Below are 15,464 nucleotides of genomic sequence, written 5' to 3'. Positions count from 1 at the left end.
ACTTCTTAACCTTTCATGCGATACGCGATGATACTCGCCGGGGGATCCGGCGTGCGCCTCTGGCCCATGAGCCGGGCGCGGCAACCCAAACAACTGATTCCATTTATCGGAGGCCGGAGCCTGCTACAGGTGGCGGCGGACCGGCTGGAAGGGCTGGTGGTCCAGGACCACCGCTACATCTGCGCCGCCGAAAAGCAGCGCGCCATGATCCTCGAAGGCCTGCCAGGCTGGAGCGACGATCAGTTCCTGGGCGAACCCGCGGGCCGCGATACGCTCAACGCGGTTGGCTACAGCGCCGCCGTCATCGCGCAGCGCGATCCAGACGCGGTCATCGCCGTCTTCACGGCCGATCACCTCATCGAACCGCAGGACGAGTTCCGGCGCATCGTCGGCGAGGCATTCGACCTCGTCGAAGCGAACCCGACCACGCTCGCCACCTTCGGCATCGCCCCGGTGTCGGCGGCCACCGGCTACGGCTACCTGCAACTCGGGGAACCCTTGAGTGGCGCGGCGCGCCGCGTGGTGCGCTTCCAGGAAAAGCCCGACTTGGAGACGGCCCAGAACTTCCTGGCCGCCGGCCCGGAGCGCTACCTCTGGAACAGCGGCATGTTTGTCTGGCGCGCCGACACGCTGCTCGACTGCATCCGCCGCTACGAGCCGCAGATCCACGCGTCGCTGATGGAGATCGCGGCAGCCTGGGACGGACCTGAACGCGCCGCCACGGTGGAGCGCGTCTATCCCACCCTCAAAAAGATCAGCATCGACTATGCCGTGATGGAACCTGCCTCCCGCGACACCACCGTGCAGGTGGCCGCCGTGCCCATGCCCCTGAAATGGCTGGATGTCGGCAGTTGGCCCAGCTTCGCCGAGACCTGCGAGCAGGACGAGCACGCCAACGCAATCGGGGCGAAGAGCATCACCCTGGACGCCTCAGGCAATCTGCTGGCTTCCAGCGACCCCGGCCACCTGCTGGCCATGGTCGGGTGCGAGGATCTCATCGTGATCCATACACCCGACGCCACGATGGTCTGCCGCAAGGACCGGGCCGAGGACATCAAGAAACTGCACGCGCTGCTCGGAGAGCGCTTTGGAGCGGAATACCTATGAAACCAGTGCCCATGTCGAAGACGTTCCTCGAAAAAGTCTGGGGGACGCCGGACCTGGCCCCCTGGTACGAATCCGGCGGCCGCAAAATCGGCGAGGTCTGGTTCGGGACCGAGGGCGAACCCCTGCCCCTGCTGATGAAACTGATCTTCACCTCAGAGCGGCTGTCGGTGCAGGTCCATCCAAATGACGAGTACGCCGCGAAGCACGAGCACAGCCGCGGCAAGACAGAGATGTGGCATGTCCTGCGCGCGGAGCCAGGCGCGGCCCTGGCCTGCGGACTCACGAAGCAGATCACGCCCGAACACCTGCGCGCAGCCTCACTTAGCGGCGAGATTGAGTCGCTGCTCAATTGGGTACCGGTGAAGCCGGGTGACACGGTCTACGTCCCGGCCGGGACCATCCACGCCATCGGCGCGGGTGTGGTTGTCTGCGAAGTGCAACAGCAGTCCGATGTCACTTACCGTCTGTACGACTATGGCCGCCCGCGCGAACTGCATCTGGACAAGGCTATGGATGTGTCGTCCCTGGACCCGCACCCTGGAATCCGGCCACCCGTCGAATTGGCGCCCGGAGAATTGCGCCTGGCTGAGTGCGAGTACTTTGCCGTCGACGCGCTCATTGTCGGAGCTGCGAAGTTGTACACCCCCGATCCCTCCCGCTGGCAGGCGCTGATCGTCCTGGAAGGCACTGGGCAGCTCGACCGGAACGAGGTGAAGGCCGGCGACGGCTTCTACCTGCCGCCCGGCACGGATCCGTTCGAGTTGGAGAGCACGGACGGTATGCGGCTGCTGCGCGCCTTCGTCCCGTAGTTGTGAATTGGCCGGTCCGCTCGTCCTGGAAAATCCCGGGACAGGGGACCCTGGCCACCCTCTGGGGAAATTTCCGCCTACGCCCGGGCGCTGGAAGCCCGGACCACCAGCCCCGGGTCCAGCAGCACAGTCCGCGGCCTGACGGCCGTCTTCGACTCCACCAGGCTCAGCGCCAGCTTCCCGGCTCGCTCTCCAATGCTGTCGCTGTGCTGGTCGATGCTCGAAAGCGGCACCCGCAGCAGCCCCGCGTAGTTCACATTGCCCGCGCCGATCACGGCCACATCTTCCGGCACCCGCAGTCCGCCGTCCAGTATCGCCTTCATGGCGCCCATGGCCGTCGGATCGTTGTAGCAGAACACTCCGTCAGGGCGCGGTTGCAGCTCCAGCAGCCGCAGCATCGCTTCGTGGCCGCTGGTGTCGCTCAGGTTGTCGACGGAGCGTCCCATCACCACATAGCCTGGCAACGGCGCCAGGCCGTGCTTCGCGAGCGCCCGCCTGTAGCCTTCCAGACGCCCCAGGCCCGTGCTCAGCTCCGGACCACGGATGTGCGCAATCCTGCTGCATCCCTGCTCAATCAGGTGGGAAGTCGCCAGCGCGCCGACCGCCTCATCGTCTACCCCTACGAAATTCGCCGCCAGCCCGGCGAACTGCCGGTCGATCAGGACGTACGGAGTCTTCTGCTCTTCAATGCGCCGGAAGCTCTCCACCGTCCACTGGGCCGAGGCGACCACCAGGGCATCCACCCGCCGCGCCAGCATCATGTCCAACTCCTGCTGCTCGAGTTCCGGATCTTCTTCCGAACTGGCGATCAGCAGGCTGTAGCCTTTCTTGCGCAGGATCTTCGACAGGCCCTTGGCAACTTCCGCAAAGAACGGATGCACCAGGTCCGGCACGACGAGCCCGACGGAAAAGCTGCGGCCGGTCACCAGGGCTCGGGCGGCCAGATTGGGACGGTAGTTCAGCTCCTTCATCCGTTTCAGGACGCGATCCCTCGTCTCGTCACTGATATCGGAGTGGTTGCGGAGCACCTTGGACACGGTCACGACGCTCACCCCGAGGTCGCGTGCGATGTCCTTGAGTCGAACTGCCATACAGGGATTATCCCATCGCCGCGACACCTGGGCGCGGCAACTGATGGAAGATCTTCCAGCGCTCGCCGGTCGAGCGGCTCAGCTGGACCGGTCCCCGCCGCCCCAGCGTGGCGGCAGGCCCAAGTCGCTTCGCTTAAACACGCCCTCATCCTCAAACCGGATCGTCGGGCGGGTGTCTGTTGCGCTGCTTGGAGCGTGTGCCGGAGGCGGCGAAACCTCAGTGCTTCCATTGACGCCCGTTTGGGGCGGTTTGGCCGCGGCGGCCGCATCGCGCCCCAGGTGCAGATGCAGCGGCAGGCAGCCTCCGCTCTTTAGCGTCTCGTCCAGCCAGTCGAACACCCGCTGCTCGTAAAGGCTCCGGGCCAGTGGCTCGCAGTGGCCTCCACTCCCCTCCGTTGCAGTGAAACGGAGCAGCAGTTTGGGGCAGCGCAGGGCGTCGAAGAGCTTCTGCGCGCCGCGGCTGAGCGTATCGCCATCCACGGCCGTCAACAGCGTGGGGCAACTGATGTGTTCGGCCACCGGACTGATCTCGAAGCGCACGATCTGCTTCACCAGCTCAAACAGGGAATTCACCCCGTGCGTCCACATGCCGCGCTGCAGTGTCCGCCAGCGGAACATGGGGTCGGCCGCCGGTGAACGCAGCCACTGCTCAAACTGCTCGAACTGCGGCGGCGGCACGCTGTCCTTCTGCCTCAGGAGCTCCGGCGGGACAGGGATCGCCTTCACCGTATCACTTTGGTCCCACTGGCCCGGATCGGCGATCAGGGCGGCAATCCGCTTTTCGAACGCTGCAGCCCTCGGAGCCAGGAAGCCCCCTAGACCCCAACCCGCCAGCACGATCCGCCAGGGATCCACTTCAGGCCGCGTCACCGCGTAGTCGATCACCGCGCGGACCACATTTTCCCAATCGGGGCGCAGCACCAGACCGTCCCGGATCAGGTTGCGCCCCTGGCCCGGCCCGTCGAACAGCAGGCAGTTGTACCCGCGGCTCACGGCTGCCGGGCCATGCGCGAAATACATCTCCTGGATGTTGGAGTCGTAGCCGTTCACCTGGACGATCGTCGGCCGGCTGCCGGGGTCGCTGGAGGCGCGGACAAAGTAGCCGGGCAGCGTGCGCCCTTCAAACGGGATCTCGATGGGTTCGATCGCCGGTTGGCTCAGGGCCGCGGCCCGCTGGAACGCCGCCACTTCGGCAGTGAAGGCGCGCGTCAGGCGGGGATCCACCGGAGCGCCGAACAGGGGAAAGTAAGAGGCGTGGTAGTAGTTCGAGGCGCGGAAGTAGGCTTCCCGGGCGCTGATGAAGTGCCCGCGCTGGTCGCTCACCTGGGCGATGGCGGCCACCCGGTCGGCCGTGGCGGTCCACTCTCGGTGCCAGTCGTCGGCGGAGCCTTCCCCAATCCGTTCCAGGGTGGCCAGGCACTCGCCGAAGTCTGAGCCGCCGTGCAGTGCATGGGGCAGCACACGCCAGGCAAACGCCTCCCAAACCGGATTCTTGCTCAACTCCATCGCCGCGGTGGCTGCCTTTCGTCTTACTTCACGTTCTTCTATCGACTGATTGGAGCCGCGGGCTTATACGATTGGGCAAGATACTCAACCTCGCCTGTAACCCTTCCAGGATGGCGACTTACGACCAGCGACCGGAGCCTGTTTGGCCCCGTTCCCTGCATGAACCCACTTCCGCCCCCATGCCTGCCCCGCCAGTTACCTGGCCAACCCGCCCCTCTGCCCCACGATCTGTTATGGTACCCGCTGCAAGCAAGACTTGGAAGTCCGGATGGTACACTCGGTTGGAAACTGGAGCGCGACGTCTTAGGTTGTCGGAAGCAGATCGATCGGACATTCAGCCAGGCAAACTCACCGAATGGCTGGAACGTTGGCAGGAGAACGGCAAGCCCGATGCGGCGGACGTGACGGCGGTAGTGTACACCGAGTTACGGCGCCTCGCTGCCCGGTTCCTTGCCTCCGAGCGCCCCAATCACACCCTCCAGGCGACAGCCCTCGTTCACGAAGTCTATTTGCAGTTGTGCCGCACGCCACAGTATGAGTGGAAGAACCGCGCCCAGTTCATCGCCGTGGCCGCACAGATGATGCGCCGGATCCTGGTCGACCATGCCCGGAAATTCCGCGCCGCGAAGCGTGGCTTCGGCAAGGTCCTGCCCCTCGACGAAGCGCAGAACCTCATGGTGGCGCAGGACCCTGATTTGGTCGTCCTGGACGAGGCACTCGATCGCCTGGCCGCTGAGTACCCACGCCAGGCGCAGGTGGTGGAATTGCGTTTCTTCGGTGGCCTCAACAACGAGGAAGCCGTGGAGGTGCTCCGCGCCGGCGGTACCGACGTCTCGCTCCGCACAGTGGAGCGCGACTGGCGCTTCGCCAGGGCCTGGCTGGAACAGGCCATGGGGGCCGGTTAGCATCGTGGCTCCGCACCAGCCCGACAGGACCGCTGAGATCTTCGACCGGCTGCTGGACTTGCCCGTGGAGCAGCGCGGCGCCGCGCTGGCTGCGGAGTGTCACGGCGACAGCGAACTCTGCGCTCGCGTAGAAGCCCTGTTGAGAGCGGATGAGGCCGCGGCGGCGCGCACCCTCTGGCAGGGCTCGGCCCTCGACGCACAGGCCAAGCTGGTCGCGCGCCACGACCCGGATGCCCAGGCCGGCTTGCGGCTGGGCGCCTACCGCGTGGTGAAAACTCTAGGCCAGGGCGGCATGGGCACCGTCTACCTGGCCGTCCGGGATGACGACGCCTACGAGAAGCGGGTGGCCATCAAGCTCATCCAGCATGGTTTGGACAGTGAGGAGGCTCTGCGCCGTTTCCGGTCTGAGCGTCAGATCCTGGCCCAGATGGAGCACCCGAATATCGCCCGTCTCATCGATGGCGGGAACACCGCTGACGGGCTGCCCTATCTCGTGATGGAGCACGTCAATGGCATCCCCCTAGACGAGTACGCCCGGCGGAATCAGTTGCCGCTCAGCCGCAAGCTGGAACTCTTCGGCCAAGTCTGTTCGGCCGTGCAATACGCGCATCGCAGCCTGGTGGTGCACCGCGACCTGAAACCAGCCAACATCCTGGTGGATGGCGACGGAGTGCCCAAACTGCTGGATTTCGGCATTGCCACGCTAGTCGGACCCCAGGAGTTCACGGTTGCGCATGCAGCCATGACGCCCGGCTACGCCAGTCCGGAACAACTCCGGGGCCGGAACGTCACCACTTCGGCTGACGTCTTTGCCCTCGGCGTCCTGTTGTTCGAGCTCCTCACGGGCGCCAAGCCCTTTCACTGTGAGGCACACACTCCGGAGCAGTTGGCCCAGGCCGTAGAGCGGCATTGGCCGGTCCATGCGGCAGGCCTGGGCCGCGATTGGCAGGCCATCTTCCGACGCGCCCTGGCGCCCGATGTGGAACTCCGCTACGAATCCGCCGCCGAATTGCTGCGCGATGTGAACGCCTGGCGGGGCGGCCAGCCTGTCGCCGCCCGCAGCGGGGGGCGTGTCTACCGGACGTTGCGGCTCATCAGCCGGAATCGCCTCGCGGCCGCAGCCGTCGCCGTGGCGCTCACCGCGCTGGTTGCCGGCATCATCACCACCTCGATTCAGGCGCGCCGGGCGGAACGCCGCTTCAACGAAGTGCGGAGCCTGGCAAACTCGCTCCTCTTTGAGTTCTACGATTCCGTGAAAGACGTGCCGGGCTCCACCGCCGCCCGGGAGCTTCTGGTGAAGCGGGCCCGAGAGTATCTCGATAGTCTGGCGGCCGACCGCGCAGGCGACGAAACTCTACAGCGCGAGCTCGCCGAAGCCTACTGGAAGCTGGGGAACATCCAGGGCCAGCCCTATGGCCAGAATGTCGGCGACTCCTCGGGAGCCATCGAGAGTTACCGGAAATCACAACAGATTCTGGAGGGTTGCCTGCGTGACGCGCCAGGCGACCGCGCAGCCTCCCTGGATCTCGTTCACACACTGCAGGCGCAAGGCCCGGGGCTCATCCGGTTGGGCCGCACCGCGGATGCGGAAACCTCGATCCGGCGCGCCTCTGTGGTGGCCCAGGGACTCCTGAATCAGGATCCGGCCAATTCGAAGCTCACCGAAGAGGTCGCACAGTGCCTGCGTCAGTTGGGCAATGCCGTGGCCGTCAGGGCTTCCATTCAGAACGACCGCCAACTGCATCTCGAGGCGCTGAAGATTTACCGGCAGGCGCTGGTCCTCCAGCAGAAGCTCACCGCGGCAGCTCCGGAGTCGCTGGGGCTCCGCATGCGGCTAGGCTCTTCCATGACCTATGTTGGCTATGCGCTGCAGGCATTAGCAGCCTCCTCGGGCGACCGTTCCCTGGCGGTCGAGGCGTTAGACCTGCAGCGCCGCAGCCTGGAGATCTTCCGCCAGGTGGCGGAATCCGCGCCAAAGGAGGCGGGCCTCCAGCGAAATCTGGGGGATGCCTGGAATAACTACGGTGCGGCCCAGTCGCTGAATCTGCAGTGGGAACCTGCCATCGACAGCCATCGGGCCGCGCTGCGCATTCACAGCGGGTTGGCGGCGGCGGATCCGCGCAACATCGAAGCGAAGCGCGACCTGGTGGAAACGCACCGGCTTCTCAGCAAAGCCCTGTGGGCCGGTGGGCACCGGGCAGAGGGCCGGGCCATGGGCGAACAGGCCCTCCGGGAATACCAGGTGCTGCAGGCGCTGGATCCGTCGGACGCCGAGAATCAGCGGTTGCTGAATGCCGCCATGAACGAACTGCAGCCGATGAGGCAATAGCGCCACCCTCGTCACTTGTGCCGCCTCCGCCGGAGCACGGGCGGAGGAGCGCCGGACGGCCTCCGCCCACACACGCGGCTCCAGTCAGGTCAGTCAGCGGGTAGCTTTCTCCTTACTCCCGGCCGGTGGCTTCGCCTCGCTCTGCGGCTTGGCCTGCGTGGCGGTGTCCCGCCGTAGCAGATTCCCAGCGGCATCATATGTGTACGTGATGACCCGCCCGTCGCCGTAATCGGCCTTCGTCAGACGGCCGGCCGCGTCGTACGAATACTTGATTGGCGCGGCCGCCAGTGCAACGGCGAGGATCGCGAGTAAACCAATAGTTCGAAGCATTGTGATTCTCCAGCTCTCAGTTCCTGTCAGGCCCTGCTACTGCTGACGGCCCATCAAAGACGCGCCGTCGTTGCTGACGACGGTGGCTCCATCATTTCCGATCAACGTCGCTCCGTCGTTGCCGATAAGCGTCGCTCCATCATTCCCAATCAGGGTCGCTCCGTCGTTCCCGATCAGTGTGGCCCCGTCATTTCCGATCAGCGTAGTCCCATCGTTGCCGATCAACCCGTTGGCCCACGAGGAAAGCAGGGACCCCGCGGTTCCCCCGAGTAGATTGCGCAGGCCGGAACTGGCCGCGCCGCCCAGCGAAGCACGGTCGTTGTCGATCACGTAGTCGGCCAGGTGGCCAAAGAAGTCCGAGTACTGCTGACCGAGCAAGCCCGCGGTCTTGTCGGCGAATCCGTTCAGGATGCTCGACGAGTCACGGCCCAGAAGGTTGGCGATCGCCAGCGAGCTACCCACGGACGAGATGTCGTCGACCGCGACCAGCTTGTCAACAGCGCCTGGCGAGATGTTGTAGCCTGTCACGCTGGAAAGAATTGCGCTGACAAACGACGACGGTGGTCCGATGAACGGAATCGCCGAGTAGACGGCGTATTGGATGCGCGCGTAGGTCACCAGCGCATCGGCGCCCATGATGATGCTGCGCAGGCTCCCCTTCGCATCCTGCAGGCTGAGTCTTGGTGTGAAGGCGAAATCGCTGAGGCCCAGGGCAAAGCCGAACGCGCGCACCTGCGGATTCTCCGGCGCGCCGGCCGGCACCCCGTTGGATCTCGAACTCAACCCCATCGGATCGATCTGTGTCAGCGGATTCAATTCCGCGTACTGATAAGGGTTCAGGCTAAGCGGCCGCCGCGTCTCCAACACCGGGTCTCGTGAGATAAACCGCGCCGTTGCTGCGTCGTAGAAGCGCGCTCGCATGTAGTAGAGATTCCCGGCTTCGCGCCGCACGCCGAACTCACCCTGGAAGATAAACGGATTCGGGGTGGTGCCCGATTGCGAGGTGACCTCGCCATAAGGCGTCACCGCGTAGCTGTCGGTCACCGTTCCGTCGTCGCCCGTGAGCATCGTCGTATTCCCGCTCTCGTCGAAGTGGAAGAAGCTGCGGCTTCCGTTCGACGCGCTGACGCTATAGAGCAACCGGCCATCAGGCCACTGGATGTAATACGTCCCATCGCTGTCGCCCTGCTTGACCGTCGCGATCGAGGGCATGTCGAGCGCGTAGTTGATGACGAACGACTGCGAGACGGCCGGTGTCTGCCGCGTGATCATCGCGCCAAAGGCATCATAGCTGTAAGTGGCGGAAGCATCCCCCGCCGTCCAGCCCTTGAGCCGGGAAGCCAGATCCCACGAATACGCTCGCGTCGCGTCCGTCGTGACTCGGCCCAGGCTGTCATAAGTATTGCTGGTTACCTGGCTGGCGTCGTCGTACGCGAACACCTCCGCCGTGTCCTGCAGCACCGGCGTGGCGGGCAGGTTGCGATCCGCACTGATCACCCGGCCCCCGGCATCGAGTTGCAGCGAGGTGGAAGCCAACGTGGCGCCCTTGGCCTCCACGATTCCGTTGAGATGCGCGTCCCCGTTGTACGAATAGGTGGTCACCACGCCGTTTGGCCTGGTAATCGCCGAGAGCTGCATGGCCTCGTCGTAGTAGAAGCTGGTGATGCCGCCCAGCCAGTCAGTGACCGTCGAGAGCAGGCCCCGTGCGTCATAGGCATACTGCACGGTCTTGCCCGCGGCATAAGTAATGGTGGCGATGCGCCCCGACGCGTCGCGCGTCACCGCGATTCCGTTGGAAGCCGTGATGCGGCCTTCCGCATCGTATGCCAGCGCCATCGAATTGGCCGCGGTCAACCTGCTGTTCTTGTCGTAGGTGAACTGCAGGTCGGTGCCGTCGGAGTACTTGCGGCGCACCGGAAGATCCGCCGCGTCGAACGTCGTGTCGGCTGAACCCAGCGCGCTCTCCAGATGGACGGGACGTTCCCGGTTGTCGTAAGTCGATTTGACGCTGTTGCCCACCGGGTCCATCCGCGAAGCCAGGCGGCCGGCGGCGTCGAATTGGAAGCTCCATGTCTTCCCCCTGGCATCGGTGATCCCCGTCAGCCGGCCGGCGTCATCGCGGGTAAAGCCGAGATTGATCCCGCCCGACAGGGACAGCGACTTCAGCATTCCCGTGGCGTCGTACACATAGTGCCGGGCCTGCCCGGCGGGTTCGACCCAATCCACGATGCGGCCCCGGCTGTCATAAGCCATCTTCAGCGAGGATCCGGAAGGATTGGTCACCGACGTTAGCGATCGCCGGGCATCCCACCCGAACTTCCACGCCCGCCCCAACGCGTCGGTCAACTGCTGCGGACGGCCTGCCTTGTCAAACGCGCGCCGGACCAGAATGCCCGACGCATCGCCCATCGCGACCACGTTCCCCTGCGCATCGTACGTCTGCGTGACCTGCAGACCCGTCGGCCCTGTCGACTTGGTGGCTCGCCCCAGTGCGTCATACTCCACCAGCGTCGTCGCGCCCGCCCGGTTGGTGGTGGACGTTCTGCGATCGTTCGCGTCATAACCGATCGTGGCGGTGGCGCCCAACGGGTCCGTCACCGAAGCAACCATGCCATTGGCCGTGTAGGTTCTGGCCGTTGCGTCTCCGCGCGCGTTCACCCGCCGCACGACCCGGTCGAGATCGTCGAAGACCACCTGGATTGACGAACCGTCAGGCAGGGTTGTCTTCGTCCGCCGCTTGGCGCCGTCATACGCGAAGGTGTTGGTGTTCCCGGCCGGCGACCGCCAGGACGCCAGTGTCCCGTCGTCGTTATAAGCATAGGCAGTGACACCGCCGGTAGCATTGGTGGCACTCGCCAGCAGGCCGCGGGCATCGTACGACATCTGCGTCGTCTTGCCGTTCGTCCCGGTGAGCCCCGTAATGTTCCCGTGGCTGTCGTAGCTCATGCTGATCGTGCTGCCGTCGGTGAACGTGACCTTGGAGGGCAGGGAATAGGTGAACCCGTCCTGCGTCTGCGTCAAGTACGTATAGGCCGTTGCTCCACCGGCGGCGTTGGTCAGCGAGGTCGGCAGCCCGGAGGACTGGTCAAAGGCCGCACTCGAGGAGTCGCCCGCCAGGTCGACCGATTTCGTCCGCCTGCCTGCACTGTCATACTCCGCCGAGGCGGTGTTGCCGTCGGCGCCGGTCACCTTCGTCGCACCGCCGACAGGCCCGTGCGCCATGGCCGTGGCGCTCTGTCCGGCGTCCGTGATGGTCACTCCGCCACTCGCATCGTAGGCGAAGGCAGTGGCGTTCCCCAGCGCATCGGTCTGGTTGGTGACCCGGCCTTTGTCGTCGTAGGCCTGCGTGACCGGCACGTTGCCGGCCGGCAGCGTCGAGGACACCAGCAGCCCGGCGGCCGAGTATCCATAGGTCGTTGGCTGCGCCATCGCATCGGTGTAGACCGAGAGCCGGCGCGCGTCGTAAGAGTACCGAACCGTCCGGCCGGCCGAATCGGTCACCTGCGAAAGCAACCCGTCGGCGTAGGTGAACTGCAGCGACCGTCCCAGATTGTCCGTCACCATCAGCGGCCCATTCGGTGAAGGCGTAATGTCGATCCCCACCCCATTGCGGTTCTCCACCCGGATCAGTGCGCCCGTGGAATCGAAGCCGTAGATCAGCTTCTCCGCCGGGTTCAGGAACCGGTACCCGCTGGCCGTCGCCTGCAACTGATAAGCGATGCGCGGAGCCGTGGCCTTCCACTCGCCCCCCGAGTTCGTGAACTTCACCACCTTGCCGCCGAGTTGCAGGATGGAGGCATCCGTCCCCGAAACCGTCAGCTTAACGTCGTAGTTGTGCATCCAGTTCACGCCCAGCGCGCTGCTGGCCCCGGAGGTGGAAAGAGCCGACGCGTAGTACCGGATCAGCCGGATCGGCACGATGCCGCCCAGGTTGAGGTCCACCGTGGAGCTGTACATCTCACCCGTCGCCGTCGACACCGGATCACCGGCCGAGGGTGACGAACCATCCGAGCCGCCGGTCGTCGTCAAAGGAGCCTGCGGCGCTTTGTCCGCCGTGCACAACAAGGCCGACTGGTAAGGGCCGGTGGAGCTGTTGCCATACGACGGGATGAAGTAACCGGCGCAGCACGTGTACCCGCTGCCTGCGTTCCGCTGGCAGTTTTCGAGGTTCGTACCCGGCGCCAGCTTGAAGTCGTCCACGTTCGTGACCTTCGTCAGCCGCCCATCGACGGTGTACTGCAGATACTGGTAAACCGGCTCATCGGCCGCCCGGTGCGCATAGGGCTTGCCCGGAGCGCTGCTCTTCCCGATCCCCGTCGGGTCGCTCGTGCTGGCGGTCACCAGCAGCGTGCCGTCGGCGTTCAGCCCGACATTCATGGCTGAGTCGATTCCTGGTCCACCCAGGTAGGTCATGGCCGTGACCTTCCCGGCCGGATCCAGCACAGCCAGGAACCCATCCTCCCAATTCCCGCCGTACTTCTTCTGCAAGGCCGTCGCCGACACGGGCAGATCCGTCGATGCCGTGCCGCCCGCGATGTAGAGCGTTCCATCCGCGGCCAGCGCCATGTCGCGGACCGAGTCGTAGTCGCTGCCGCCAAATAGTGAGCAATAGGTCAGCGCGCTGCCCGCCGGATTGATCTTCGCGACAAAGGCGTTGTACGACGAGTTGAAGTTCTGCAGCGTGGTTCCGGCCGGTCCGGGGAAGGTCCGTGAGCCCGTGTCGCCGCCCGCATACAGGCTGCCGTCGGGCGCCGCCACCAGGCGGTACACTTCGTCGATGTAATCGCCGCCGAGATAAGTGGCGTAGACCAGCGCGCCCGTGACCGTGTTGAACTTCGCCACGAACGCGTCGGTGCCGCCGGCGGCGTAGGTCGCCTGGATCGCGTTGCCCTGCGCCGATAGCGTCTTGAGGTTGCCGGACGTGGTCATGCCCGCGATGTACACGTTCTGCTGTGTGTCGGCCGTCATGGTGAACGGATAGTCGTCGCCGCTGCCGCCATACAGGGAGGAGTAGATGACTTTGCCGGTCGGATCCAGCCTGGCGACAAAGGCATCGATGCCCCCGGCCAGCGTCTTCTGCGACGCCGTGGCCGTCACCGGGAAGTCCGTCGAAGTCGTCTGGCCGCCCAGATAGATATTGCCCGCGGCATCAACGGCCAGAGCCTCGCCCTGGTCGTCGCCCTTGCCGCCCAGATAGGTGGCGAAGATCAGCGCGCCCGTGGGCGAGAGCTTCAACACAAAGGCGTCGTGCCGCCCGCCCGCGTAGACCCCGGCGTTCACCGGATCCGGAAAGCCTTCGCCGGCCTCCCCCGCGAAGATGCTATTGCCTGCGGCGTCGACGGAGACCCCCCGGCTGACGGAGCCAAAGCTGTCATAGACCAGGCTGAACACCACCGGATCGATCACCAGCGGCCGCGTCCGGTCGTAGGCCCCCACGTGGAACCCCACCCGGCCCTCGCCGCGCAGGTCGAAGGCACCCGCAATCTCCCGGCGTTCCCCGTCTACGTCCTGAAAGATGTGCGGCTTGCGCTGGCGGATCTCCGCGCCGCCGGCCGCGATCACCAGGTCGCCCTCCGGCAGCAGCTTGACCGAGGATGCGCCGCCGAAGCGGTACTCGATCCGCCCGGGATTGGCCAGCGGAGCCACCAGGAAGTCGAACTCCAGCTCCCGCTGTGCGCCGTGAAACTCCAGGTCGATGCCCGGATAGACCCGCGCATAGCGCACCCGGCCGAAATGCCGTGCGCCGGTGATCCAGCGCGACGGGTCCTGGCCCGAGACGTAATGGGAGCGGCCCAACTGCGGCTCAGCGGGCACAGCGGCTATCGGGCCGGAGACCCCCAGCAGATCCATGGAAACGGTGGCCGCCCGCCCCTCAGTGCCGGGCAGCCGCAAGCGTGCGCCGCGATCGGTAAGAGCGACCCGGGCCCCTCCGCCGCGGCTGACAAACCGCACCTCCGCCGGGAACTGGCCCAGATTCTGTTCCCAGCTAATGGTCTGGCGCCGGGCCTGTACCACAGCCTCTGGCGTAGGCGTCTGCGCCCCCACTGTACAAACAAAGACACAAATCGCCCCAACTGACCTTAACAGCATCCCGAGAGATACCCCCAGCCAATGGAGGCGCGATCGGTCGGCACATCCCGCCATCCCCGATCACGAATACTTCTCTCAGGCGGCCAGTCCGATCCTCAATCCAACTCACCCAGTCCTGTCAGCGGCTCGGCCCCACCCTGTAAACCACCAATAGAGCCGCCGCCGCCGGAATCGCGAAGATCAGCAGAAAGATCGGCAGCTCCTCGCGCACGGAATAGCCCGCCTTGGCCACACCCATCCACATGTTGGCCGCCGCACACGCCAGCCACAGCGGAACATACACCCACACACCTTTCGCCAGGCCCGAACTGCCCCCCACCACCCTGGCCACCAGGAGACAGATGGCCAGGAGGAGAAAGCCCCCGCCGATAATGAGGAGAGTGCGCATGGTGGTTGGGTATCCTGATGCCGGACCTTCGGCAATCGGCTTTAACGCGTAGTATAACCGCCGTTGGCGAAGATCGTTTGGCCCGTGATCCACCAGCCGTCCGTCACCAGGAACTGCACCAGCGGCACGATGTCTTCGATCTTCGTCAACCCGCCCAGCGCGGACGCGGACTTGTGATACGCGACTGCCTCGGCCGTCTCCTGCCCATAGAAGAAAGGCGTGTCCATCGGACCGGGGCCCACCGCTGTCACCGAAATGCCGCGCGCGCCAAACTCCTTTGAGGCCGCCCGCGTGTAATGTTCCACCGGCGCCTTCAGCCCTCCATACGTCGAGTAGAGCCCCGTATACGCCGCTAGCAGCGACGTCACGATGGTCACGATCTTCCCGTGGTCGTTGAGCTGCTTGCCCGCCTCCTGGATGAAGAAGTAGGCCGCCTTTGAGTTGATCGCCGCCATCGAGTCGTACTCTGCTTCGGTGGTCTCCGTGAACGGCTTCTTCAGCACCTTCCCCACCGTATTGATGGCGATGTCCAGGCCACCAAACTGCTGCTTCGCCGCGGCAAATACCGCCACCACGTCCGCCGTCTTCGTGAAATCGCCTTGAATCGCGAAGGCTTCACCGCCCGCGCCGCGAATCACCGCGACCGTCGCGTCGGCGTCCACCTGGGTCGCCGCACTGTTGTAGTGGACACAGATCCGCGCGCCGGCCCCGGCCAGCGTCCGGCTGATCAGGCCGCCGAGATTCTTGGCCCCGCCGCCCACCAGTACCGCTTTCCCCTTCAAGCTGTGTTCGCTCATCTCATCCCTCCTTGGCTCCCTCTCTGGGTACGCAATCTCAACTCGTCAGGCCGGTGCCCGCACTTGCCCGTCGCCTGGTTGTCTACCACGACGGGCCGCGTGGACCGCACAT

10 protein-coding genes are annotated in these 15,464 nt (G+C 65.2%); 4 read left to right on the top strand and 6 right to left on the bottom strand.

All coding sequences use genetic code 11. From position 1 onward, the window contains the following. The first annotated feature begins 15 nt into the window (after positions 1–15). Both IRI77_RS14845 and IRI77_RS14840 read left to right on the top strand, forming a co-directional pair. A complete protein-coding gene (locus IRI77_RS14845) occupies positions 16–1,107 on the top strand; it encodes a mannose-1-phosphate guanylyltransferase (protein ID WP_194452825.1) in 1,092 nt (363 codons plus the stop codon). Next, the gene (locus IRI77_RS14840; protein WP_194452824.1) at positions 1,104–1,916 is read left to right on the top strand and encodes a type I phosphomannose isomerase catalytic subunit; all 813 of its coding nucleotides are present in this window, start codon (positions 1,104–1,106) and stop codon (positions 1,914–1,916) included. The genes IRI77_RS14845 and IRI77_RS14840 overlap by 4 nt, the downstream gene beginning before the upstream one ends. Before the next feature lie 77 nt (positions 1,917–1,993). On the opposite strand, the gene IRI77_RS14835 is transcribed toward IRI77_RS14840, so the two are convergent. Together IRI77_RS14835 and IRI77_RS14830 are read right to left on the bottom strand one after the other, a co-directional pair. After that, entirely contained in the window at positions 1,994–3,007 is a 1,014-nt protein-coding gene (locus tag IRI77_RS14835) for a LacI family DNA-binding transcriptional regulator (protein WP_194452823.1), read from the bottom strand. Between the two features lie 78 nt (positions 3,008–3,085). Further along, positions 3,086–4,513, bottom strand: a complete 1,428-nt coding sequence (locus IRI77_RS14830) for an alpha/beta hydrolase family protein (RefSeq protein ID WP_194452822.1) — start codon at positions 4,511–4,513, stop codon at positions 3,086–3,088. 308 nt (positions 4,514–4,821) lie between these two features. On the opposite strand from IRI77_RS14830, the gene IRI77_RS14825 reads away from it, so the two are divergent. Both IRI77_RS14825 and IRI77_RS14820 read left to right on the top strand, forming a co-directional pair. After that, on the top strand, positions 4,822–5,418 hold the full coding sequence (locus IRI77_RS14825; protein WP_228486748.1) for an ECF-type sigma factor: 597 nt from the start codon (positions 4,822–4,824) through the stop codon (positions 5,416–5,418). Between the two features lie 4 nt (positions 5,419–5,422). After that, positions 5,423–7,747, top strand: coding sequence for a serine/threonine-protein kinase (locus IRI77_RS14820; protein WP_194452820.1), 2,325 nt, complete (start codon positions 5,423–5,425; stop codon positions 7,745–7,747). A gap of 93 nt (positions 7,748–7,840) precedes the next feature. Here the strand turns inward: IRI77_RS14820 and IRI77_RS14815 are convergent, their stop codons facing one another. The 4 genes from IRI77_RS14815 to IRI77_RS14800 form a co-directional block, all read right to left on the bottom strand. After that, on the bottom strand, positions 7,841–8,077 hold the full coding sequence (locus tag IRI77_RS14815; RefSeq protein ID WP_194452819.1) for an RHS repeat domain-containing protein: 237 nt from the start codon (positions 8,075–8,077) through the stop codon (positions 7,841–7,843). A gap of 36 nt (positions 8,078–8,113) precedes the next feature. Then, positions 8,114–14,092 carry a DUF7948 domain-containing protein gene (locus IRI77_RS14810; protein ID WP_194452818.1) on the bottom strand — a complete coding sequence of 1,993 codons (5,979 nt, stop codon included), beginning with the start codon at positions 14,090–14,092 and terminating at the stop codon, positions 8,114–8,116. A 193-nt stretch (positions 14,093–14,285) separates the two neighbouring features. Continuing rightward, the gene (locus IRI77_RS14805; RefSeq protein ID WP_194452817.1) at positions 14,286–14,555 is read right to left on the bottom strand and encodes a hypothetical protein; all 270 of its coding nucleotides are present in this window, start codon (positions 14,553–14,555) and stop codon (positions 14,286–14,288) included. Between the two features lie 41 nt (positions 14,556–14,596). After that, positions 14,597–15,352: an SDR family oxidoreductase gene (locus IRI77_RS14800; protein WP_194452816.1), complete on the bottom strand. Its 756-nt coding sequence runs from the start codon at positions 15,350–15,352 to the stop codon at positions 14,597–14,599. Positions 15,353–15,464 lie beyond the last annotated feature (112 nt).

The sequence above is a fragment of the Paludibaculum fermentans genome (assembly GCF_015277775.1).
In the GTDB taxonomy this organism is placed as follows: domain Bacteria; phylum Acidobacteriota; class Terriglobia; order Bryobacterales; family Bryobacteraceae; genus Paludibaculum; species Paludibaculum fermentans.
The sequence above is the reverse complement of the archived record's forward strand: the minus strand, read 5'-3'. Positions and strand labels throughout refer to the sequence as shown.